This window comes from Methylophaga sp. UBA678 (assembly GCF_002299105.1).
GTDB lineage: Bacteria > Pseudomonadota > Gammaproteobacteria > Nitrosococcales > Methylophagaceae > Methylophaga > Methylophaga marina.
In genome coordinates this window covers 156,606-180,184 of the sequence record NZ_DBNG01000006.1, presented here as the reverse complement: position 1 = coordinate 180,184, position 23,579 = coordinate 156,606, and the positions used below count along the sequence as shown (strand labels likewise).

The window sequence follows — 23,579 nt, the reverse complement described above, 5'->3', positions numbered from 1 at the left end:
TAAAGCCATAAATTGATCATCGTTGCGTACTTGGATGGGTAAAATCTGAAAACTATCCGTGAATAAAAAGAAATAATGGAAATCTTCAATTCAGAAAGAAAAGGGGATGGTGTAAGCTAGGCTTTTATGAACGTCTACAGCGGATCACCGATATTCGCTGTGATTCAATTACTATCTAGAGGTTATTCATGTTGCAAGGCAGCTGCCTGTGTCAGTCTGTACAGTATGAGATTGAAGCAGAACTTGGGCCCACAATGATATGTCATTGTGAAAATTGTCGAAAAGCCAGTGGCTCAGCTTACGCTATCAATGCAGCAGTGGAGACTGAACATTTTAAACTCAAGAAAGGTCAGGCTGCTCTAGCTGAATATGAATCTTCACCTGGTGTTTTTCGAGTTTTTTGTCAGCATTGTGGATCACAACTTTACAGCAAACGAGCCAGCATGCCCGAGCTCATACGCCTACGTTTGGGCACACTAGATACGGCGGTAGATATCCAAGTACAAGCACACATCTTTGTGAGTTCAAAAGCGCCATGGCATCAGATTTGTGATGACTTGCCTCAGTTTCCACAACGTCCGTAGTTTTTTTGATGATACTCAATAGCTCGATCATTATTATCGCTTTGGCGGTGGCGTTATATCTCGCTTTTTCTAAACGACTGAGAAGTTCTTCCTGTTGGAAAGCAACTGTCACACCGCTGGCATCGATTATGGGCAGTGGTTTTCTGATTAGCGCACCATTGCTGGCGAATACTGTCGGTAATTTTGCTGTGTTCTGCATGGCTTTACTGTTGTTATTAGCGTATGCCGTGGGTCATGCTATTCGCTTTAATATTCGTCATTTTGAGCCTATAGAACACGAAAAGGGTACTGTTCAAAATATTGCTTTCATATCACGAATTGTGTTAGCTGCCGCTTATTTCATTTCTGTCACCTATTATTTGCAATTACTCGCTGCCTTTGTTCTGAAAGCAATGGGGCTTGATGATGAAATGTACGCTAATGTCATCACAAGCAGTTTGCTCATCCTTATTGGTGGTATCGGTATTTGGCGTGGACTGGGGGAATTGGAGAAAGTTGAAACCTATGCTGTCAGTTTGAACTTGGGCATGATTGTGGGATTGTTGTTTGCCTTGTTGGTTTACAACATTCATTTATTGAGCGGGGGAGAGTGGCAGCTACCCGACATTTCATCTGCAATTAATTTGGATGACTTTCGTGTCTTGCTGGGGTTATTGATTGTTGTGCAAGGCTTTGAAACCTCGCGCTATTTGCAGGCTGAGCATTCGGCTGATGAGCGTATTCAAACAATGCGAGTGGCGCAATTAGCTTCAGCCGTTATCTATCTATTGTTTATTGGCTTGTCCACCGTCTTATTCCATTCCGGATTAGATGCCGATGTTACTGCGATTACCAATATTATGTTGCCGGTAGCGGTAGTCTTACCAATGCTGATATCGATTGCTGCTGTGGGGAGTCAGTTCAGTGCGGCTGTTGCTGACACCTCTGGTGCCGGTGGTTTGGTTCAGGATATTTTGCAACATAAACTACCCGTGCGGTATGTCTATATAGCTATTACCCTTGTGACTGTTTTGCTGACATGGGCTACAAATGTGAATGAGATTATCGCTTATGCCTCGCGTGCGTTTGCTCTGTTTTATTTCATCCAAAGCCTGGTGGCAGCGATACTGGCTTATCAAAAGAAAGTCATGTGGCATAGTGTATTTTTTACATTGATCGCGCTGATTTGTTTTAGTGTTTTCATGTTTGGTATACCTTCTGGTGGCTAGCCGTATCAGTCGTGTTGACATAAAAATATGAGTGATGGGAAGGAGAGACGGATGGAAGATATCTGGCTACAAGCTGTAAAACGTATACATGCCATTGCCGAGACAGGCCGTGAGTTTAGTCATAACGAATATGACCTGGAACGTTATCGGGATATTTCAGGCTTAGCTCAGCAATTGCTTGCTTCATTAGCCAATACCCCCCTTGCTGCCATTGAAAATTTATTCCGCCCTGATGTGGATGATGGCGGTTACATTACGCCCAAAATTGATGTGCGTGGTGTGGTTTTCAAAGAGAAACAAGTCTTACTCGTGAAAGAGAAAATGGATGGTTTGTGGAGCTTACCTGGTGGTTATGCCGACTTGGGATTATCAGCGGCAGAAAATACTGAAAAAGAAATGTTTGAAGAAGCGGGTATTTTGGTCAAAGCCTCACATTTATATGCAGTAAGACATAAAGCAAAAGGTGACTATAAGCCAGATATCCGGGATTTCTATAAGCTCTTTTTCTTGTGTGAGGCTATGCCAGAGCAGGAGATCAAAGCAGGAATGGAAACGGATGATGTCGGCTATTTTGCTATCGATGATCTCCCACCCTTATCTCAAGGCAGGGTGATTGCCTCAGATATCGAACATGCCTGGGAGTTTCTATGTGACCCTTCAAGACCGACTTTGTTTGATTAATTAAACACCAATTTTTACCCATGGAGATAAAATGAAATTTATACAAATATGCACATTGGCCTTATTGTTAGCCAGCACACAGATCACGCTTGCCGATACCGAGTCAGAAAAAGAAGCGGCGAAACTAATGGATGCCGTCGGTATGCAGTCGGCACTTGAGCAGTCAATGCAGCAGATGTTAGATGTGCAAATCAATAATAACCCTTCCTTGTCGCCATTTCGCTCTGTCATGAAGGAATTTTTCAGTAAATATATGAGTTATGAAAGCTTAAAACCGGACATTATTCGTATCTATGCCGATGCTTTTACTGCACAGGAATTAACAGATATTCGTGAGTTTTATGGCAGTAAAACCGGACAAAAAGCGATTAAATTGATGCCTCAACTTATGCGTCAGGGCGGAGAAATTGGTGCTAAGCGCGTTCAGGCGCATATTGGTGAACTTGAATCGATGATTAAAGCGGAAGCTGAGCGCCTCAAAAAAGAAGCGAAGTAGCTCCTGTTAGTGAGCCGGTTTGATATGAGTTAGTGGGTTGGATGTTAATGCACTGACCCTACATTTTTTTCAGTTTTAACCCAGCCTTAACTGGGTTTTAGCAATACTCTTGCTTAAAGATGAGGTTGACTGTGTTTCAGTAATACAGGAAATCTCATCAGCACTAAGCCGACCTAAGGAGTCATTGCTGATGAATAAACCAATGAAAGTCATGCTGCAGCCGAACATAAATGATGAAGCGACTATTTATAGTCTTTCACCACTGTCTTTTCACATTGATAATCAGGATGAGTTATTACAGATGGCAGCGTCTCTGCAAAAGAGAGGGGATTTCAATACTGAATCCGCTACCTCCTTGGCCTCAGCATTAAAGCTCTTGAATGATGCTGTCACAGAAAGGAAACATGAAGCCATCTTCTCTGATTTCCGACCATTTCTCACTCACTTTATCGATTTGCTCAAACACGCTTCTGAACCTGATGTCCGTAGCCACTACGGTTAGGCTGAGACATACCATCTGAAAGCTGGAAAACTTAACAGCTTATTCAGTAAATAATTCAATTAACGGATGCTAGCTTCTAAGCCAGAAGCTGGGTAGGTAAATCACGGCACGACGGAGTCAAAGTCGTGCCGTGTCATATCTAAGTTGATTTCTGCGCTTCTATACTACGTTTAATCAGTGGCGCAATTGTTGAGCCTTGTACAACGATAGAGAAAATCACGACCACATACGTCATCATTAACAACAAAGTGTGATAATCAACGCCATTGATATATAGCACGTCTTTGGGTGTCGATGCGGCCATGGCCAGAGCAAGACCACCACGCAAACCACCCCAAGTCAGAATCTTGATGGCATGTGCGTCATAGCTGCGGAACCGTTTGAAGCCGATGTATGGCAAGGCAACGCTGGCAAAACGGGCAAGCAGTACCAGTGGAATCATGACCAGTCCTAATCCAATCTCTGTCCAGCTGACTGGTAAAATCACCAGCATCAGACCGATTAACAGGAATAAAAGGGCATTTAGGAAAGCATCAACGGTATGCCAGAAATGAGATAGGGTGAACTGGCTGTGCTCAGAGAATCCAACTGTTCGTGTGATATTACCAATCACAATACCACTGACAACCATAGCCAAAGGACCAGATACATCAATCACATTCGCCAGAGCATAACCAGCGCTGGGAATACAGAGAGTAATGAGTAATTCGATACTGGAATCATTACTTCTACAGATACACCAGTGAGCTAAAAAAGCCAGTACGGCACCGAACACAATACCGCCTACAGCATCCACTAAAAATAGTTCTGCAACGCCAGAAAAAGTCGGCTCAGCACCAGAGAAAGCTAAGGCAAAAATAGTCGTGAAAACAACTAGGCCCACACCGTCATTAAACAGGGATTCGCCTTCCACCTGCACCGATATTTTTTCTGGTGCATGCATTTTTTTGATAATGGCCAGCACAGCAATGGGATCTGTTGGGCTAATTAAGGCACCGAATAACATGCAGTAAATCAATGGCAAGTCCCAGCCCAAGAGTCCTAACACCCAAAAGCTGGCATAGCCAATCAACACCGTGGAGAGTAGCGTGGAAAATAACGCCATGATAGTGATTTCCCAGCGCTGCTGACGCAACAGGTGGAGATCAATTTCCAAGGCACCAGCAAAGAGCAGAAATCCTAACATCCCCTTTAATAATAAGAGGTTAAAGTTCAATCCCTCGAAGGCATCACTGATAGACGTGGCAAGATCGTTGCCACCAAACTTAATCAAGGCGATTAAAAGCAGAGACATGGCCACAGAACCTGTGGTGATAGCTATAGTGGTTTGCAACCTGAGCAAGTATTGATTAGCAAAAGCAATAAATACCGACACCGCCGATAAAAAGCAGAGGAAATACCAAGCGTTCATGGGTTGCTCCAAATTTTAAGATCTGTTTTCAGAGCAAACGACCCAACGCCACTGTGAGAACAGTACTTAAATAGTGATAAAACTGATGGTATGAAGAGCTGGCAATGACACAGATAGTCCTACTAACGATGTCAGCGCCATACTATGATAGAAGTGACGCCAATATTGGAATTTGCTAACAAACAAATTGAGATGTGGAACCATACTACTTCTGCTCTGAACTTCACCAGCCGTTCAGAAATCGCAGTAAGTTTAATCCTAATCAACTGGCCTGTAAAAACTAATTTTGACGATACATAAGGGCGTTAAAGAATAAGCCCTGATTTCGAATTGCTCATCAAGTTAAGCCGTTTTTATATGCGATAATACCGAATATCAAAATAGCCATAAGCTGCAACAACTAAAAAACAACCTGCTGGCACCAGATATGAGAGTGCCGTTGTAAAATTATCAACCAAACTGCCTTGCAGAAGAGGCACTATGGCTCCACCTAAAATAGCCATGACTAATCCTGCCGCGCCAAATTTTGTATCTCCCCCCAGCTTTTGCAGTGCCACACCATAAATGGTTGGAAACATAAGCGATAAACTAGCGGATAACATCACCACAGCCCATATTCCTGTTATGTCAGGCACATTAGCCGCATAGACGCACAAAATCGATCCTGTTAATGCCAGAATCAGCATTAACTTTGACGGGTTAAAGCGTGACATAATGCCAGTCATGGTGAACCTGGCTATCAAAAAAACAAGCAAACTGTATTGTAAATAGCGACTTGCTTGGGTTTCAGTTCCACCAATGGCTTCCTGTACATACTGAATGGTATAGGTCCAGATACAGACTTGTGCGGCCACATTAAAAAACTGGGCAATAACGCCATAGCGATAATGTTTATTACCATATAAGCGCCCGAAACAGCCCTGTATATTACTGCGTGTTTCCTGCGGGTTAACGCTGCTCGCTGTCGGCATTTTTATCAGCAAAATAAGTAGCCAGATAATGAATAAAATGCACGCCATGGCGACATAAGGAAACATGACCGCTGTTAGTTCTTCTGCTTGAACCTGCTGTAAGGTTTCCAGTGGCATCATGGCGCGTGCAGTCGCATCAGCGACATTAAGATTGGGGAGGATCAGCGTCGCCGCAAGAAACACACCTATGTTGGTACCCACCGGGTTAAAAGCCTGAGCCAAATTCAGCCGTTGCGTGGCATTGTCTTCCGGGCCAAGCGACATCACAAATGGGTTGGCTGACGTTTCTAATATTGAAAGGCCGGCGGCAAGCATGAATAGGGCCATCAGAAAAAAGTGATAATCCATGACCTGGCTTGCTGGGTAAAAAGCAAAAGCCCCTAATGTGGCTAAACCTAACCCCGTCAGTACACCTGTCTTGTATGAGTAACGACGATTAATGAAAGCAGCTGGCAGGGCTAGGCAGAAATAGGCACCATAATAGGCAAACTGAACCAATGCTGCCTCCACCTGACTCATGACAAATACTTTGCTGAATACTTTCACCAGGGGATCCGTCATATTGGCGGCTACACCCCAGGCAGCAAAACAAATTATCAATAACAAAAAGATATGGCGTTTATCACGATAAACAAAGGGTTTGAGTTCAGTCATTGTGTCTCCGCAACGTTGCGTAACTCATTAATAAAGTTATAGTCGATACTCGCCTAGATAACTGTCATTTGTCCAGTATCAGCAACAAGGGTACGACACTTCCCTAATACTAAATAGCTGTTGTATTGTGTTGCCTGTCATTCATGATTTATCAAAAGGACTGTGCATGCGAGCATTATTTGCTATTAAAGGATTTTTATTATTCAGCCTGATTGCTTTTTTAAATGCCTTTGTTGATTTGGGGCATAAGATTCTGATTCAAAACACTATCTTTAAAACCTATGATGGTGATGTACAAATCATGCTGTCAGCATTGGTGAATGCTTTAATTTTATTACCGTTCATATTGATGATGACGCCATCATCTTTTCTTGCGGATAAATATCCGAAAAATAAAGTCATGCAATACAGTGCCTTATCTGCAGTTGTTGCGACGGTTCTAATTACGATTTTTTATTATATGGCTTGGTTCTGGGCCGCTTTTCTGATGACGCTGGCCTTATCGATTCAAAGTGCCATTTATTCTCCCGCCAAATATGGTTATATCAGGGAAGTGGTCGGTGTTAAAAACCTAGCCTCGGGTAATGGTGTTATTCAATCTGTGACCACCACCGCGATTTTGCTGGGGACGCTGGCTTTTAGTTTTGGTTTCGAGTCTTTACTCAGCAAACACTATTATTATCAAGCAGAAGATATCTTGCCATTGATTGCGCCTCTAGGTTGGGTCTTAGTGGCTCTTTCCCTAATCGAGTGGTTAGCAGCCTTAAAACTTGAGCCGAAGTCATCTGTACGCAAAGAGCAAGAGTTTGATACTAAAGCGTATCTGAGTGGTCGTTCAGCCGTGGGCATTATGAAGGATTTGACTAGCAACCAAGTAATCTTTCGGTCTGTTATTGGGCTTGCCGTGTTCTGGTCTCTTTGCCAGGTCATGCTGGCCACTTTTCCTGCTTTTGCTAAAGATATTGCTGGTATCGATAATACGGTCATTATTCAGGGTACGATGGCCTTTGCCGGTATCGGCATCGTTATTGGGGCTTTTTTAGCGGGTAAGATGTCGTCCAACTATATCGAAACCGGGCTTGTTCCTCTTGGCGCGATGGGCGTGGCATTGAGTGTAGCGTTTGTCAGTTTTGCCATTACACCTTTTTTACAAGCGGTTAATTTCTTTTTACTTGGCGTATTCGGTGGGCTTTATTTGGTTCCACTTAATGCATTGATTCAATATCACGCTAAGTCTGGGCAGATGGGCCGAATACTGGCGGGCAATAACTTTGTTCAAAACATTGCCATGCTGTCTTTCTTGTTGCTAACGATTCTGGCTGCTTATGCAGGCATGAATAGCCTCGGGATTTTTGCGATTTTACTAGCGGTGGCCATAATCGGTGCCATCTATACCATCACACAATTACCACAATCATTAGCGCGTCTGGTTGTTTCATTGGTGTTTTCGCTTCGTTATCGGCTCACTGTATTAAATATGGAAAGAATTCCAGCGAGTGGTGGCGTATTAATGCTGGGCAACCATATCAGTTGGATTGACTGGGCAATTGTGCAAATGGCCAGTCCACGTCCGCTACGGTTTGTGATGGCAAAATCCATATATGAGCGTTGGTATCTGCGCTTTATCTTTGAGTTTTTTAACATTATTCCTGTAGGGACGGGCGCAAGTAAACAGGCCTTGGATGCGGTCAGAGAAAGTTTAAATAAAGGGGAAGTCGTCTGTTTATTTCCCGAAGGCGCCATTAGCCGTAACGGGCACCTAGGTGAGTTTCAACGTGGTTTTGAAGTGGCTGCTGCTGATGCTGATGCGGTGATAGTACCGTTCTATCTTCGTGGTTTATGGGGAAGTCGTTTCTCACGCTCCAGTGATCGTTTGAAAACCTTACGTAGTAAGCAGTCGTTTTCGGACTTAATTGTGGCCTTTGGCGAACCTCTCGCGATTAATTCAGATCGCTTTGCTGTGAAACAAGCCGTTTTACAACTGTCGGTAGATGCCTGGACAAACTATACCGAAAGTCTGGAAACGTTGCCTGAAGCCATCATTAAAGGTTTAAAGCGGCAGGGCAGTGAAATGGCTGCGGCGGATATTATTGGATCAGCCACCAGTGGTCACCGGATGTTAAGTGCCGCTATTTTATTTTCTAAGCAGCTACCTGCTGATTACCATCAAAACATTGGCATCATAATGCCAAGCTCCAGTGCCGGAGTGATAGCCAATATTGCGAGTTTATTGAGTGGCAAAACACTGGTGAACCTTAACTTCACTGCATCGGCTGAGGCACTAGCAGCAGCCAGCAAGAAAGCTGATATTAATACCATTATCACGTCTAGAAAATTTATTGAAAAACTGGCTAATAAAGGGTTTGATGCGAGTCTTTTGGATACGGCCAAACATGTACTATATATGGAAGATTTGCGTCAGAACATTAAAAAGCGCGACTTCATTAGTATGATGGTTTTTGTTCGGTTAATGCCGTTGGAAGTTATCAAAGCACGTTATATGAAGGCCGTCAAAGCAGAAGACCCGGCTGTCATTTTATTTTCATCCGGTAGTGAAGGTACACCAAAAGGGGTATTACTTTCCCATCGAAATGTTATGAGTAATATCAGGCAGGTAGCTGATGTTCTTAATACTGAACGTGATGATGTCGTGATGTCTGTTTTACCTTTATTTCACGCTTTCGGATTGACGGTCACGACATTTTTGCCGCTGGTAGAGTCGCTACCCGTGATATGTCATCCCGACCCAACAGATGTCAGGAATATTGCTAAAGGGATTGCGACATTCCGTGGCACCATACTTTGTGGTACATCGACATTTTTGCGTATGTATGTCCGCAACCGTAAAGTCGAACCCTTGATGTTGGACTCTTTGCGGATTGTGGTTTCTGGCGCAGAAAAACTGAATCCGGAAGTACGTGATAGCTTCAAAATCAAATTCAATAAAACCATTTATGAAGGATACGGTGCAACGGAGACAACCCCGGTCGCTAGTGTCAATATTCCAGATAAACTGGCTCCCGATACTCTAACCACACAGATTGGCAGCAAACTAGGTACCGTTGGTATGCCATTACCGGGCACACGTTTCAGAATTGTTAATCCAGACACATTCGAAGACTTACCCGCTGGTGAAGATGGTTTAATCTTGATTGGTGGTAATCAAGTGATGATTGCTTACCTTGATGATCCGGAAAAAACGGAGTCTGTCATTACTGAACAAGATGGTGTGCGTTGGTATCACACAGGAGATAAAGGTCATCTTGATGAGGATGGGTTTCTGGTCATTGTTGATCGCTATTCCCGTTTTGCCAAAGTCGGCGGTGAAATGATTAGTCTTGGTGCCATTGAGTCGGCTTTAAAACCTCACCTCAGTGAGGAGGTCGATATTCTGACCACGACAGTCGCTGATGAGAAAAAAGGCGAAAAAGTGGTGCTGCTATACACGCAAGAACAGGCGGAGGCTGATATAAAACAAGCTATCAGTGAGCAGTTATCACCGCTGATGCAGCCTAGTAAACTGCTATATGTCGAAGACATTCCAAAACTGGGGACGGGCAAGACTGATTTGAATGCAGCAAAAAAACTTGCTGCACACGCTGTTCAATAACGGGTATGGGTATGATGGATATGCTTCAGGTAACCAACTTTTTTCTGGAGTTGGATGCCTTAAAACACATTCAACGTCGTAGTTATATTACGGGTGGTGAGCGTTTAGAAAATTCTGCTGAGCACTCCTGGCATCTTGCTATGGCTTGCTGGAATATAGCGGCGTATTTCCAGCTTGATGTCGATATGGCTAAATTGCTGCAATACGCATTAGTGCATGACTTAGGTGAAGTTGATGCCGGTGATACTTTTCTATATTCAAAAGAAAGAAAAACGTCCAATGAAGCTGAGAGGCTGTGTGTACAACGTTTTTCAGAACATAGCGGTAATCATATTCAAGACTTGCTTACATTATGGGATGAGCAGGAGTTTGGTCACAGTACTGAAGCAAAACTCATGAAAACAGTAGACAGGCTACTGCCATTTTTATTGAATATCGCCGCTGAAGGTAAAACCTGGAAGTCACACCAGATTAGGGCTTCACAAGTTAAAAATGCGCATGCCTTTATTGCTGATGATTTTCCAGAACTACACCAATGGCTGAGTGAGAAGATTGATTATGCTACTCAACAGGGGTGGTTGTTAGCTGATGATGCGGCGGAAGTTGCCACTGAATAACCTCACAGGCATACTCATTTGTTCCAATAACAAGGAGAGAGAGAAATGACTTTAGCTTTAACCCCACTGATTTCATTAATTGCCGGTATTTTAATTCTGATGGTACCGCGACTATTGAGTTACATTGTTGCGATTTATCTGATTATTATTGGTTTAGTTGGCTTATTTGGTACCAGTATTAATTTAACACCATGAGATAAAACACGTAATGATGAAGAAGCCTCGACATTTCATCGGGGCTTTTTTATGTTTATCCCTATGACAGCGTTATGACGATATTAGATTGCATCGCCTTATTTTTTCTGCTTTCTGCAATGGCGGCTTTGCCAAGTATCAGTGTGATGCTGGTTGTATCACGTACCTTATCAGGCGGCGTATCACAGGGTGTTATGGTCTGCTTGGGAATTGTAGCGGCAGACTTGCTGTATCTGTTACTAGCCATGTTTGGACTGACGATAGTGGCTATGTGGCTTGAGCAACACCGGTGGCTACTGCAAATAATGGCAATCATTATTTTAGTGCTATTCAGTTATCAGCTTTGGCACTCGCCTTATCGTTATGCTGCTATGGCAACTTCAGGAAAAAGAACTAGCTTGGCTAGCTTTATGGCTGGTTTTACTTTGACCTTAGTCGATTATAAGGCGATATTTTTTTACCTTGGCATCTTGCCTGTTTATCTCGGTAGCAGCGATATCACATTATCTTCATTGCTTATGTTGTTAAGTACTACTGCGATTGCCGTAGCTTGGGTAAAATTAGCTTATGTCTTGCTTGCCAAGCATGTTCAAGGTGCTGTCGTTTTGCAAAAAAGTTATCGGTTCATGTCAGTCATTTTGTGTCTAATTGCATTATGGCTAACTGTGGATATGGTTCTGAGTCAGTTTAATTAGTTAGCAACTCACATCGATATGAGTATCAAACAGAGGTGGAAGAGATAAATATGAGTGATGATAGCCAGACGCGTCTGGATGAAGTCATTTGCGATTGTAGTGGCACAACCCGAGCCAAAGTAGAAAGCCTGTTTGAACAGGGAATAGTTGATATTGATATTATCTCTCGCAAAACCGGTGCAGTGTCTGGCTGTGGTTCTTGCGAATGGGATCTTGAAACATTGTTGGATGAATTAGTTCAGGGCTTAGATGATTAAGTTTTTAGGTTTTCTATGTAAAGCATCGTTGCCCCAGCGACTGCGGCAGGAATCACTAAAAAGTTAACGATAGGAATCATGGTGGCAAGCAACGTAGCAAAACCAAATCCCAGCGCCAGACTTCGGTGTTGGCGAAGTTTGTCACGTTGTTCTTTAAAACCTAATAAATGATTCCCCATGGGGTAGTCATGATAATCAAGTGCAAGCGTCCAGCTTGAGAAGAAAAACCATAAGACTGGCGCAATAAGGTTTAAACCGGGTATCCAAGACAACAGTAATAATGGCAGCATCCATCGTAATAAATAAGCGGTTTTACGCAGTTCATTCATCACCATTTTTGGTGTGTCTTTGATGACTTGCGTCCATGGCATATCGGGTGGACTGGCTCCTGACATCTTGGTTTCAACCATTTCAGCGAGAATGCTATTAAAAGGTGCCGCTAGGATATTGGCGATTATGGAGAAGGTAAAAAACATAATTAATGCCAGTAGCACAACAAACAGCGGCCAGATGATCCAAGTCAGAGCACTTTCCAACCATGACGGTAACCAGTCGGGCATCAACGCCTCAAGCCAACCATCAAAATGAGATAAGCCAAACCAGATGGCACCACTAAACAGCAAGGTGTTAATGAGCATCGGCAAATAGGCAAATCGTCTGATGCCAGGCTGATTAATTAAGCTAAACCCCTGAATCAAGTATCGTGCGCCCTGGATCATTTTTCGCATAATGGCCTCATTCAGTGTTTAGATTTGATAACTAGCGTCATATAGAAAAAAGCGATACTGGCTGGAATCAGTATCGCTCATTATGCATTTATGGAAGTGTGACAGGCTCTGGTGCGACCCAGCCTTCTTTACGATATTCCGCTACGACTGTGGTGTAAACGCCGCCACGAACGTTAAATATCCCTGTGATGCGCATGAATCTTGGCTGACATGCCGCTACCAAATCATCAAGAATGGTATTGGTCACTTTTTCATGAAATGCGCCTTGATCGCGGTATGACCACATATAAAGTTTAAAGGCCTTTAATTCAACGCATTTTTCATCTGGTACATAGTCCAGTTTGATGGTGGCAAAATCGGGTTGTCCGGTCTTGGGACACAGACAGGTAAATTCAGATGTTTCGATGTGAATGGTATAATCGCGCTCCGGTGTTGCATTATCGAAAGTTTCTAATTGTTTGCTTGGCTGTGTAGACATGGATGCTCTCTAAAGTAATAAAATAAAATGACTATTATCTCTTAAGTGAAAGATTATATTAAGTGTCTGAAATAATTATCCTCATTATCGTTATTATCATCGCGTTTGTTGGCGTCAGTTGGTACGCTAATTACAAGAGCCAGCAACGTGCCAGGGAATTTGAGCGTGAACTGGATCTTCACAACGATGAAGACGACGAATTCAAAGAACGCTTTGACGCACTTTTTGAACAAGAGTTGCATGAACAGACGCCACACCCAACTTCGTCGTTTAGTGAAACAGAATCCAGCGAAGTCGACATGGACTTGTTTGATGAGCCACTCTCCAATGAAGAAGCTGTGAGTGCAGAACCAGAGCCACCACTCCAGGATATTCAGCAAGAAAAACCAGCTAAGAAAGCCAAACCAGAACCTGCGCCAGCGCAAGACTGGGACATGGTTATTGCGTTTACGATTATGGCTGAGTCAGGCACGATGTTTTCAGGTAAGCAGGTCAAGGCCGCGCTGGAAAATCAGGACTTACATTTTGGTGATATGCAGATTTATCATCGGTTTACCCAAGGTTCACGCAAACAGTCGTTATTCAGTGTGGCGAATATCATTGATCCTGGCACACTTTTACCTGATAAATTTGTGTCCATGTCGACCCCGGGCTTACTGATTTTTGCGCGATTACCCGCACCAATAAGTGGTTTGGCATTATTTGATGACCTACTGGATACCGCTAAAAATATGACGCAATCATTAGGTGGCGTGCTGTGTGATGAAACTCGACAGCCTGTGAGTGATGCCGCCATAGAGTCGATGCGTACGAAAATTTTCGAGTACCAAATGTCCGTTCAAGCTGAAAGTGATCACCTGTCGAATGACTATTTCAATTGATGTTAGGCAGCGTGCTGCCGAGTTGCGCGATACTCTCAATCACTACAGTTACCAGTATTACGTATTGGATAATCCAGAAGTACCGGATAGTGAATATGACCGTTTATTTCGGGAACTGCAGAGCTTAGAACAAACGCATCCTGAGTTACTCACTGCCGATTCGCCTACACAGCGTGTTGGTGGTCAAGCGTTAGATAAGTTTGATGAAGTTCAGCATGCCATCCCCATGTTGTCTTTGGACAATGTGTTTGATCAGCAAGAGTTAGCTGCATTTGATAAACGTGTGCGGGATTGGTTGAATACTGATAAAGAACAAACCTATGCGGCGGAACCCAAACTTGATGGTCTTGCCATCAGTATCCGTTATGAAAATGGTGTCCTGGTTCAAGCAGCAACGCGAGGCGATGGTTCCACAGGTGAGGATGTGACTGCCAATGTGCGCACCCTCAATTCTGTGCCATTGAAGTTACAAGGTGGACCTATTCCTGCGGTTGTTGAGATTCGTGGTGAGATTTTTATGCCTAAAGCTGGTTTTGAAAAGTTGAACCAGTCTCAGTTGGCAAATAATAAAAAACCATTTGTGAATCCACGCAATGCTGCAGCCGGATCGTTGCGTCAGCTTGACTCAAAGATCACCGCATCCAGACCGCTGGAAATTTACTGTTATGGCCTTGGCGTGATTGAAGGTATGTCGCGTCCCAGCAGTCACTCTGCCGCTATGAATTTGATAGCAGAGTGGGGCTGTCGAATTTCACCTGAACTCAAAGTATTAGAGGGTTTAGAAGCCTGCCAGCAATATATCGATGAGCTGGCAGTACGTCGCGACAGCCTTGAATATGATATCGATGGTGTGGTGTTTAAAGTCGATGATACCGTTTTGCAGGAACGACTTGGCTTTGTTTCGCGAGCGCCTCGCTGGGCAATTGCCTACAAATTTCCTGCACAGGAAGAGATGACTACGGTAGAAGATATTGAAATCCAGGTCGGTCGAACAGGTGCCTTGACTCCGGTTGCACGCTTGAAGCCGGTATTTGTCGGTGGTGTAACCGTGTCTAATGCCACATTACACAATGAAGATGAGATTCGTCGTAAAGATGTGCGTATCGGCGACACAGTGATTGTTCGACGTGCAGGTGATGTGATTCCGGAAGTCGTGAAGACAATCATCACTAAACGTCCTGATGACGCACGTGAGTTTGTCATGCCAACAGCTTGTCCCATTTGTGGCTCGGATGTAGAGCGGGAAGAAGGGGAAGCGGTATCGCGTTGCAGTGGTGGTTTATTTTGTGCCGCACAACGGAAAGAGGCGATCAAACACTTTGCATCGAGAAAAGCCCTGGATATCGACGGTCTTGGGGATAAGTTAGTTGAACAACTGGTGGATGCCGGACACATCAAAGATGTCGCCGATTTATTTTTATTAGATGTCGACACTATCGCCAGTTTGGAACGTATGGGGCAGAAATCTGCTGAAAATCTGGTGAATGCTTTGAATGCAGCAAAATCAACACGTTTCCAACGGTTTCTGTATGCGCTTGGTATTCGTGAAGTGGGTGAAGCCACGGCACGTGCTTTGGCTTTGCAATATGCATCGCTGGAAGAATTGATGCAGGCCTCATCTGAGAGTCTTATGGAGATTGAAGATGTGGGCCCTGTTGTGGCTCACCACATTGAGACCTTTTTCCAACAAACGCATAATCGTGAAGTGATTGAACGTTTGTTAAGCGTGGGTATTCACTGGCAAAACGAAGAGAAAAAACAGACTAATACGGCTTTGAGTGGTAAGACTATTGTGCTAACTGGAACGCTACAGACTTTATCGCGCAGTGAAGCCAAGGAAAAATTATTAGCACTCGGTGCAAAAGTAGCCGGGAGCGTGTCGAAAAAAACCGATTATGTGGTTGCCGGCGCTGATGCCGGCTCGAAACTCACCAAAGCAGAATCATTAGGTATTGATGTAGTTGATGAAGCAACATTACAAGACTGGTTAACACAGGAAAAATAATGACAGCACTCGCAGACGCAATTAAAAAAGTTGCCACTGGACCGCATCTCAGTAAAGATCTGACGGAGCAAGAAGCATTTGATGTCATGATGGAAATTCTGTCTGGTCAGGCTGACCCTGTTCGTGCAGCTATATTTTTTATTGCCATGCGAATGAAACGGGAGACTAATGAAGAGAACTTAGGCATTCTCAGAGCCTGTCAGTCCATTACCGATAGCCAATCAGTCAATGTCGACCAGTTATTTATTTTTTCTGACCCATTCAATGGTTTTAATCGTCATTGTCCGATGACAGCCTTTTTACCGGCTGTTCTGGCAGCCTGTGGTTTACCTGCAATGTCACAAGGCGTATTTGAAATGGGGCCAAAATTTGGTGTTACCCATGCTCAGGTTTTAAAGCTGGCTGGCTATAGTACTGAAAAGTCGACAGCTGAAGCAGCTGAAGCGGTAGTGAACAATCAGATTGGCTGGGCCTATTTAGATCAAGCTCAGGCAAGTCCTGCATTATTTGCATTAGAAACGCTACGGACACAAATGATTAAACGTCCGAGCTTGGCAACATTAGAAAAAATGATTATGCCACTCAAAGCAAAGCAAAAAACACATTTAGGTATCGGCTTTGTTCATAAAGAATATCCCGATATTTTAGCTTGGTTAGCAAAAGCTTTTGGTTATGATTCTGCGTTTATTGCACGGGGTCTGGAAGGTGGTCTAGTCCCGACGCTGAGAGAAGCATCAAATAATCATCGATTAGTGAATGGCGCAGTTGAGGCCTGCACACTGGAACCTGAAAACTTTGGCATCGAACAAGATACGCGTGGTGTTAAGACGGATCATACGGTCACAGCTCAACGAACATTGGATGAAGGGCTGCAAGCCCTAGCCGGTGAGAAAGGGGCGGCATACGACAGTTTAGTGTATGGTGCGGCGATCATACTTTGGCATTGTGGCCTGATTGAGTCACAGCGAAAAGCCGCTGATGTTGTCAGACAAGTCATTGATAGTGGTCAGGCCAAATCACACTTTGAGGCTGGACTCGTATAATGGTTTTTCAACGTACATTAACATTCAAAACGCTAGGACGTGGCACCACCAATATCACCCGCGATATACAAGAATTGGTTGCAGAGTCCGCAATAAGCACAGGTACTTGCCATGTCTTTGTTCAACATACCAGTGCCTCATTAATGCTCTGTGAGAATGCCGATCCCGATGTTCGTCACGATCTTGAAACCTTTATGCAGCATTTAGTGCCGGATGGTGATCCCATGTTCAGACATCAAGACGAAGGACCTGACGATATGAGTGCTCACATTCGGACGGTATTAACCAATCCAGATCTGACCATGCCTGTGAGTGCTGCACAGTGTGATCTCGGTATTTGGCAAGGTATTTATTTATGGGAACATCGTGCCCATCAACAGAGGCGTCGCGTGATCGTGACCATTATAGGTGAGTAAAATTTATGTCAGATTTTGAACATGATCAGGATGCAGATTGGCCGGCTGACTGGGAGTTTGAGAAAAGTAAAACGCAAGTAAAACAGGAGCTTAATGCGTTAAAAGAGCTGGGCCGTGCGTTAATCGCGTTACCTGTAAAAGATCTACAAAAGTTAGATTTATCTGAAGATCTTTATGATGCCATTCTGAGTGCACAATCAATGAGCAAAGGTGCATTAAAAAGACAAGTTGGTTATATCGGTGGCTTGATTGCAAACAGTGATCACGAAGCGATAAATACGAAGTTACAGCAATTAAAGCAACCTCATCAGGGCCAGGTAAAGCAGTTTCATCAACTAGAACAATGGCGTGATCGTTTGCTGGCTGGTGAAAATGAAGTCTATGCTGAACTTATTCATGCCTTTGATGACTTTGATGTTCAGCATGTCAGACAACTCGTCAGAAATGCACAGCGTGAAGCGAAACAGGACAAGCCTCCAAAGTCAGCGAGGCAGTTATTTCAGTACCTTCAGTCACAGCAGCAAGATTAAATTCTCGGTAATTCGACAATAAAACTTGCCCCACCTAGGCGGCCACGTTCTAGGTGGATATTACCTTCATAGGCCATGATGATATCGCTGACGATGGCTAGGCCAATGCCTTGTCCCTCAGCCTGGGTATCGATACGATGTCCGCGTTTAATAATATAGCTTTCTGCACGGGTCGGAACTCCAGACCCATCATCTTCGACACGGATTTTGACCATGTTCCCTGAACTGGTGGCAATGACATGCACTTCTTGCTTACCGTACTTGTAAGCATTTTCCAATAAGTTGCCTAATAACTCATACATATCACCTTCGTCTGCATGAATGTACGCATCACGCTCAATCTCACATTGTGCATGTATGTTTTTGCTTTTATAGACTTTATCAAGACTGCCTATGATTTTATGAATAATCTCACCGACAGAAACGGGAGCGAGCAGGCTGCTCTTACCTTCTGTTGATGCTCTTTGTAGTTGATAATCAACCAGGGTACTGATCCTGTCGAGCTGCTCGTAGCCTGTTTTCTTCAAGTTTTCCAGCTCGTGGTTATTAGCCAGTTCGCCACGAAAAACAGATAAGGGCGTTTTTAAACTATGTGCAAGATCAGCTAGTGAATTCTTGTAGCGTTGACGGCGTGATTGTTCATGATCAAGCAGCGCATTAATATTGTTGGTGAGTTGCTTGAGTTCACGTGGGTACTCATCATTTAAACGATCATGCTCACCGGTTTCAATCGCATGCAAATCTTTGGCAACGTCATGTAATGGGCGCAAACTCCACTTGAGGATTAACCATTGTGCTAATAACAGCATTAATCCCGTTCCCCCTAACCAATACCACAAACTACGCTGAAAACTGGCTGTGGTTTCTTTAATGTTAGACATGTCTTCAGCCACATTAATGGTGTAGTCAAGCTCTTTACCGGTTTCAGTTTCCCAGACGATGCCGAAAGCCAGGTTTTGTAATTTCATTCCTGCATCTATTTCAACGACAGTGTAGTGTTCATTCGATGGCCCGGGTTGAAAAGGCAGAGATAAAAAATGACCGATTGCTGAAGGAGATTGCCAGACAATCTTACCGTTACTGGTGATTTGTGCATAAAGACCGGAGTTAGGTATAGAAAATTTCGGTTCTGCCAAATCGTGAGTCATTTTTAACTCACCTTTATCATTGATCTCGGCGGCTGTGAGTAGAGTATAAACATAGTTTTTTAAACGTTTCTTTTGTTCCAGCTCTGCACTGGTTTTAAATGCATTATTCAGACTGATGGCAGAGATACCCAGAAACGCTGTTAGTACGAGACTGACAGCAACAAGAACCCGGTTGGATAAAGAGAAATTAATGACTTTCACGGGGCAGGTTAAGCCTGTAACCACGCCCACGTAATGTTTCTATTGGATTAAGTTGTTTATCTGGATCCAATTTACTACGTAAACGTTTTACAAATACCTCAATGACATTACTATCACGATCTTGATCTTGTTCGTAGATATGGTCGGTGAGTTCTGTTTTTGAAATGACTTCGCCCGCATGCAGCAATAGATAATGAAGTAAACGATATTCGTAAGCTGTTAGTTCAATTAGCTGACCGTTTTTGGTGACTTCTTGCGTGGCCGGGTTGAGTGTGATTGGACCACAGCTTAGTGTTGGATTTGACCAACCTGATGCGCGGCGGCTAAGTGCGTTGATACGTGCGATAAGCTCTTCAAAATGAAATGGTTTGACCAGGTAGTCGTCAGCACCAGATTCAAGGCCTTCAACTTTATCTTGCCAGCGACCACGTGCTGTTAATATCAGGATAGGGTAGTCAAATCCTTGTTTGCGTAATGACTGAATCAGTTCAATACCAGATAGTTTCGGCAGCCCCAAATCAATAATAGCCACATCGTAGGGATACTCTGCCCCCATGAAAAGGCCTTCTTCACCATCTGCCACAGCATCGACAGTGAGATTTTGTTGTTTTAATTGTTGGGTAATTTGTTCACGAAGATGTTTCTCATCTTCTACTAATAAAACGCGCATGCAACCTCATGGAACTGAATGGCCGGAGTCACGATCAAATCGGTGATTTTTTACTTTTCCATCGTTATGCAGCACTTTAACACGAAATATCGTTTTGCTACCGTAGTGCTCTTCTTCAACGGAAAGGATTTTTCCGCCTGTTTCAACTTTTGCCAGTTCAGCTGCTGTATGTGTCGTTAAGGGTAAAGAAATTTCATTAATGTTGTTGCCCGGCTCTTGTTCGTAAGGTCGATGTTCATCCGCAAATGCAAGTAGTGGTGGACAGGTAAAAAGAAGTATTAATAAAACTCTATACATGGCTTGGCCTTACTATTCCGTGAGTAAATATAAGCAGCTGAATTGAATGGTAAAGGTTCATCATAAACACTGACATCAGTCGATCAACTCGGGTGTTACAGCCCCAAGCGCGCCATCAGCTCTGGCTCTTAAGTAACTATAAATTCTATCTCTGTTTTTCATAACGCTATCATTCGATTGCCAAGCAGGCATTACCCCAATTCGGCCTTTTTTTCCTCTGGCAACAACAGTAAAAAACTCATCTCTATCCGTTGTTTTTAAGGTTTTTGTTAAGTCACTGGCTGCCAATCCTTGTCCGAAGGTGCCATGACATCGTGCACACCAGGTTCGATAGACTTTGTAGCCAATAAAAGTATCAGAGTCTACCTTGTTAATTGCTTTCACTGTATATGGTCTACCATCCGCAAACAATGGACATGATGCTAATAGTGTGCTGGCGAATGAAAGCAAAATGGCAACTGATTTTATAGGGTTCATAGCCGCTCTTAATATGGTTATTGAAGTGATAAAGAACATCAACAGCCTGTCTTATTTATACGTTCAACTCAATGGTCATTACCATTAATGTGCATGGTATTGTTTCACTAGGCGAACTGTTTATTGACGCCATCTATCTTCGTTTAATGCGTATTTTCATGCCATGACACAGGTCATGATTATTCTATTCATTTCAATACTAAGTGTACCTGCTTAACTTCGGCTGCAGAATTGATACAATTGCTCATGCCTGATAGCAATAACAAAAGATACCATCAAAACGTATTCATCTCGTCTCAGTCATTAAGAAAACAATAACAGACTTAAACTGAACTACTCCTGAATAAAGCTGGTGTTGAATATCAATTTTTCGTATTCTCGTGAACTGTCTCACACGTAAATCATCAATAAGTATGATTAACTGTGTCATCGTGTGAATCAGTTCAAATAATTAAATACATTTACGATTCTGGAATAAAGTTGGAAACGGTTAGCCAAACTCACTTAGAGCGACATGCTCAGAAATTTAAAATTAACAAAATGCGAGTCGGCATTTTGTTACAGCAGGGCTTTATCGCCAGTATGACAAATATTGTCATCCTTATTCTGACTTTGCTTGCTTTACATTCATCAGAAAATGCAAGTTCGCTCTTCATTTGGGGAATGCTTACTTTTTTGGCCATCCTTTTTAGGATGTTGCTTGTTCACTATCTCAAGAGTCATTTTACTGAACATGAACAAACGGCATCGACAGTTGCTCGTTACGAGAAAATATACGCCGCTGGTGTGCTGTTATCAGGACTGGCATGGGGCAGTCTGGGATTTGCTTTTGATGGTGATTCACAATTTAATCATCAATTGATTATTCCTCTGGTCATTGCCGGTCTCTGTTCTGGTGCAATTTATTCAATGCTCAGTAGCCTCACCAGTTATGTCGCTTATGTCTATCCGATGCTAATCTGCATCATAGGCGCTATGTTTTATGTCGATTTAGAAGTAGAAGCGCTGACATTAATCACCTATATGATCGCCTGCACAATGTTATTTAGAAATCTGCATGCAAGGGTCATGGAAAGTCTGCAGTTGCGTCAAGAAAATGAACACCTAGTAGAACATTTAACTCAGATAAATGAAGCACAAACCCACCTTGTTGAAACGCTACAAAATAAAGAAGTATTTCTGACACAGACTTTTGAAAATGCTGGTGTTCCCGTTTTTGTCACCAATGCTGATTTAATTATTCTTGATGTGAATAAAGCGGGTTGCGATTTATTTGGTTATAGCAAGACAGAATTCAAAGGCATCAATATGCTGCAACTACTGCATGATGATGAACCTGATCAACCAGGAAATGATTTTTATAAATTAGTTGAAGGGGATGTTGAGCAATATCAGATCACCAAAAAATGCTTGGGTCGTGACAAAAAACCATTATGGTTATCAGGCACCGTCTCAGCAGTAAGAAATAATAAAAACGAAGTCGATTACATTGTCATTCATGCGCAAGATATTACGGAGCAGAAATTACTTTCAGAAGATCTTCAGTATCTTGCGCTACATGACACATTGACAGGATTACCTAATCGATTTGCCATAGAGAAACACCTACAACTGCTACTTCAGGAGCAAACAGAACCTAATCATGTGTTTTGTTATATCGATGTTGATCAGTTTAAAGTTATCAACGATACCTGTGGTCATAAAGCAGGTGATAAATTACTGATACAAATCGCGCACCTCATCAAATGTGAACTTCAGCCTTCTGATGTGCTTTCCAGGCTGAGTGGGGATGAGTTTGCCATTCTTTTCATGGATACGTCTGCAACACAGGCACAAGCGAAGTTGAACAAAGTGATGGATAAAATTCGTCATTTTGAATTTATCGATCATGATTTATCGTTTAACTCTTCTATCAGTGTTGGCATGGTCAACATCACGCCCACGAGCACGATGACTGATATCTTTAAACAAGCAGATAACGCCTGTTACGCCGCAAAAGAAGCAGGCAGAGATCGTATCCATGTGTTTAGCAGTCATGATCAGGAAATCGTACAACGTAGTGGCGAAATGCGATGGGTCTCAAGAATACAACAGGCATTAAGTAATGACCGGCTGGTACTCTACAGTCAACCTATTGTGGCTACACAAAAGAAAAACAGTACCTTACCTCACTGTGAGTTATTGATACGAATGCTTGATGATGATGGCGCAATTATTCCACCAGGCCACTTTTTACCTGCAGCTGAGCGTTATAACCTGGCAGCATCGATTGATATGTGGACAGTGAGTCATGTTTTGTCACGTATTGAGCGTGCCCGTAGTGAAGGGCGAGACGTCAGTGGTGTATATGGTATTAACTTATCAGGCCAATCTCTGGGCGATACACGCTTTTATGACAAAATTATCTCGTTAATCCATGCTGCTGATTTAGTTGATTCTGGCGCGGTGCTGTGTTTCGAAATTACAGAAACAGCTGCCATTACCAATATGCACAGTGCTCTTTATTTTATTAATGAACTGAGAAAAGTAGGGTGTTTATTTGCCTTGGATGATTTTGGTAGTGGTTTGTCGTCTTTTGCTTATTTGAAACAATTACCCATTGATTTCCTCAAAATTGATGGCATGTTTGTTAAAGATTGTGTGGAGAATTCAGTTAACCTGGAAATCGTCAACTCTATCAACGGTATAGGTCAGGTACTGGGGCTTAAAACGGTCGCCGAGTTTGTTGAGGATGATACGACGCTAATCAGCTTGCAACATATTGGTGTTGATTTTGTGCAGGGCTACCATGTGGGGCGCCCCGCACCATGGATTATTTAAGAAT

General features: G+C 43.1%; 24 protein-coding genes. 16 read left to right on the top strand and 8 right to left on the bottom strand.

Annotated features, from left to right (window positions below):
- The first annotated feature begins 188 nt into the window (after window positions 1-188).
- The 5 genes from B3014_RS02710 (at window position 189) to B3014_RS02690 (ending at window position 3,471) form a co-directional block, all read left to right on the top strand.
- Window positions 189-584 carry a GFA family protein gene (locus tag B3014_RS02710; RefSeq protein ID WP_289244365.1) on the top strand — a complete coding sequence of 132 codons (396 nt, stop codon included), beginning with the start codon at window positions 189-191 and terminating at the stop codon, window positions 582-584.
- Window positions 585-592: 8 nt separating this feature from the next.
- Complete coding sequence (locus B3014_RS02705; protein WP_289244364.1) at window positions 593-1,792, top strand: hypothetical protein; 1,200 nt, start codon at window positions 593-595, stop codon at window positions 1,790-1,792.
- 51 nt (window positions 1,793-1,843) lie between these two features.
- Window positions 1,844-2,473 carry an NUDIX hydrolase gene (locus tag B3014_RS02700; RefSeq protein ID WP_289244363.1) on the top strand — a complete coding sequence of 210 codons (630 nt, stop codon included), beginning with the start codon at window positions 1,844-1,846 and terminating at the stop codon, window positions 2,471-2,473.
- 31 nt (window positions 2,474-2,504) lie between these two features.
- A complete protein-coding gene (locus B3014_RS02695) occupies window positions 2,505-2,969 on the top strand; it encodes a DUF2059 domain-containing protein (RefSeq protein WP_286304522.1) in 465 nt (154 codons plus the stop codon).
- Window positions 2,970-3,159: 190 nt separating this feature from the next.
- Entirely contained in the window at window positions 3,160-3,471 is a 312-nt protein-coding gene (locus B3014_RS02690; RefSeq protein ID WP_289244362.1) for a DUF3861 family protein, read from the top strand.
- Between the two features lie 139 nt (window positions 3,472-3,610).
- On the opposite strand, the gene B3014_RS02685 is transcribed toward B3014_RS02690, so the two are convergent.
- Window positions 3,611-4,882, bottom strand: a complete 1,272-nt coding sequence (locus tag B3014_RS02685; RefSeq protein ID WP_286304524.1) for a cation:proton antiporter — start codon at window positions 4,880-4,882, stop codon at window positions 3,611-3,613.
- A 353-nt stretch (window positions 4,883-5,235) separates the two neighbouring features.
- On the bottom strand, window positions 5,236-6,507 hold the full coding sequence (fucP, locus tag B3014_RS02680; protein WP_289244361.1) for an L-fucose:H+ symporter permease: 1,272 nt from the start codon (window positions 6,505-6,507) through the stop codon (window positions 5,236-5,238).
- A gap of 166 nt (window positions 6,508-6,673) precedes the next feature.
- Between fucP and B3014_RS02675 the strand changes: the two genes are divergently transcribed.
- The 5 genes from B3014_RS02675 (at window position 6,674) to B3014_RS02655 (ending at window position 11,881) form a co-directional block, all read left to right on the top strand.
- A complete protein-coding gene (locus tag B3014_RS02675; protein ID WP_289244360.1) occupies window positions 6,674-10,117 on the top strand; it encodes an acyl-[ACP]--phospholipid O-acyltransferase in 3,444 nt (1,147 codons plus the stop codon).
- Window positions 10,118-10,128: 11 nt separating this feature from the next.
- A complete protein-coding gene (locus B3014_RS02670) occupies window positions 10,129-10,734 on the top strand; it encodes an HD domain-containing protein (protein WP_289244359.1) in 606 nt (201 codons plus the stop codon).
- Between the two features lie 45 nt (window positions 10,735-10,779).
- A complete protein-coding gene (locus tag B3014_RS02665) occupies window positions 10,780-10,929 on the top strand; it encodes a DUF3096 domain-containing protein (protein WP_286304528.1) in 150 nt (49 codons plus the stop codon).
- Between the two features lie 74 nt (window positions 10,930-11,003).
- The gene (locus B3014_RS02660) at window positions 11,004-11,624 is read left to right on the top strand and encodes a LysE family translocator (RefSeq protein WP_289244358.1); all 621 of its coding nucleotides are present in this window, start codon (window positions 11,004-11,006) and stop codon (window positions 11,622-11,624) included.
- Between the two features lie 50 nt (window positions 11,625-11,674).
- Window positions 11,675-11,881, top strand: a complete 207-nt coding sequence (locus tag B3014_RS02655) for a (2Fe-2S)-binding protein (protein WP_289244357.1) — start codon at window positions 11,675-11,677, stop codon at window positions 11,879-11,881.
- On the opposite strand, the gene cysZ is transcribed toward B3014_RS02655, so the two are convergent.
- Window positions 11,878-12,609 (bottom strand): sulfate transporter CysZ, encoded by a 732-nt coding sequence (cysZ, locus tag B3014_RS02650; protein WP_289244356.1) that lies wholly within the window; start codon window positions 12,607-12,609, stop codon window positions 11,878-11,880. The genes B3014_RS02655 and cysZ overlap by 4 nt on opposite strands.
- Before the next feature lie 88 nt (window positions 12,610-12,697).
- Window positions 12,698-13,087, bottom strand: a complete 390-nt coding sequence (queF, locus tag B3014_RS02645; RefSeq protein ID WP_091713966.1) for a preQ(1) synthase — start codon at window positions 13,085-13,087, stop codon at window positions 12,698-12,700.
- A gap of 62 nt (window positions 13,088-13,149) precedes the next feature.
- Here queF and B3014_RS02640 point away from each other — a divergent pair, with 62 nt between their 5' ends.
- From B3014_RS02640 to yjgA, 5 genes are read left to right on the top strand one after another with little or no spacing between them, the layout of a single operon-like run.
- Window positions 13,150-13,968: a cell division protein ZipA C-terminal FtsZ-binding domain-containing protein gene (locus B3014_RS02640; RefSeq protein ID WP_286304532.1), complete on the top strand. Its 819-nt coding sequence runs from the start codon at window positions 13,150-13,152 to the stop codon at window positions 13,966-13,968.
- The gene (gene ligA, locus B3014_RS02635; RefSeq protein ID WP_289244355.1) at window positions 13,952-15,973 is read left to right on the top strand and encodes an NAD-dependent DNA ligase LigA; all 2,022 of its coding nucleotides are present in this window, start codon (window positions 13,952-13,954) and stop codon (window positions 15,971-15,973) included. The genes B3014_RS02640 and ligA overlap by 17 nt, the downstream gene beginning before the upstream one ends.
- On the top strand, window positions 15,973-17,016 hold the full coding sequence (locus tag B3014_RS02630) for an anthranilate phosphoribosyltransferase (protein WP_289244354.1): 1,044 nt from the start codon (window positions 15,973-15,975) through the stop codon (window positions 17,014-17,016). The genes ligA and B3014_RS02630 overlap by 1 nt, the downstream gene beginning before the upstream one ends.
- Window positions 17,016-17,432, top strand: coding sequence for a secondary thiamine-phosphate synthase enzyme YjbQ (locus B3014_RS02625; protein WP_286304534.1), 417 nt, complete (start codon window positions 17,016-17,018; stop codon window positions 17,430-17,432). Before B3014_RS02630 ends, B3014_RS02625 begins: the two co-directional genes overlap by 1 nt.
- A gap of 5 nt (window positions 17,433-17,437) precedes the next feature.
- Window positions 17,438-17,962 carry a ribosome biogenesis factor YjgA gene (gene yjgA, locus B3014_RS02620; protein ID WP_289244353.1) on the top strand — a complete coding sequence of 175 codons (525 nt, stop codon included), beginning with the start codon at window positions 17,438-17,440 and terminating at the stop codon, window positions 17,960-17,962.
- On the opposite strand, the gene B3014_RS02615 is transcribed toward yjgA, so the two are convergent.
- The 4 genes from B3014_RS02615 to B3014_RS02600 form a co-directional block, all read right to left on the bottom strand.
- Window positions 17,959-19,311 (bottom strand): ATP-binding protein, encoded by a 1,353-nt coding sequence (locus tag B3014_RS02615; RefSeq protein ID WP_289244352.1) that lies wholly within the window; start codon window positions 19,309-19,311, stop codon window positions 17,959-17,961. The two genes, yjgA and B3014_RS02615, sit on opposite strands and share 4 nt — an antisense overlap.
- Window positions 19,298-19,981, bottom strand: coding sequence for a response regulator transcription factor (locus B3014_RS02610; RefSeq protein WP_286304537.1), 684 nt, complete (start codon window positions 19,979-19,981; stop codon window positions 19,298-19,300). Before B3014_RS02610 ends, B3014_RS02615 begins: the two co-directional genes overlap by 14 nt.
- 6 nt (window positions 19,982-19,987) lie before the next feature.
- Window positions 19,988-20,278 carry a PepSY domain-containing protein gene (locus B3014_RS02605; protein ID WP_289244351.1) on the bottom strand — a complete coding sequence of 97 codons (291 nt, stop codon included), beginning with the start codon at window positions 20,276-20,278 and terminating at the stop codon, window positions 19,988-19,990.
- Window positions 20,279-20,353: 75 nt separating this feature from the next.
- Window positions 20,354-20,755, bottom strand: a complete 402-nt coding sequence (locus tag B3014_RS02600) for a c-type cytochrome (protein ID WP_289244350.1) — start codon at window positions 20,753-20,755, stop codon at window positions 20,354-20,356.
- Window positions 20,756-21,235: 480 nt separating this feature from the next.
- Between B3014_RS02600 and B3014_RS02595 the strand changes: the two genes are divergently transcribed.
- Window positions 21,236-23,575 (top strand): putative bifunctional diguanylate cyclase/phosphodiesterase, encoded by a 2,340-nt coding sequence (locus B3014_RS02595; RefSeq protein WP_289244349.1) that lies wholly within the window; start codon window positions 21,236-21,238, stop codon window positions 23,573-23,575.
- Window positions 23,576-23,579: the final 4 nt, after the last annotated feature.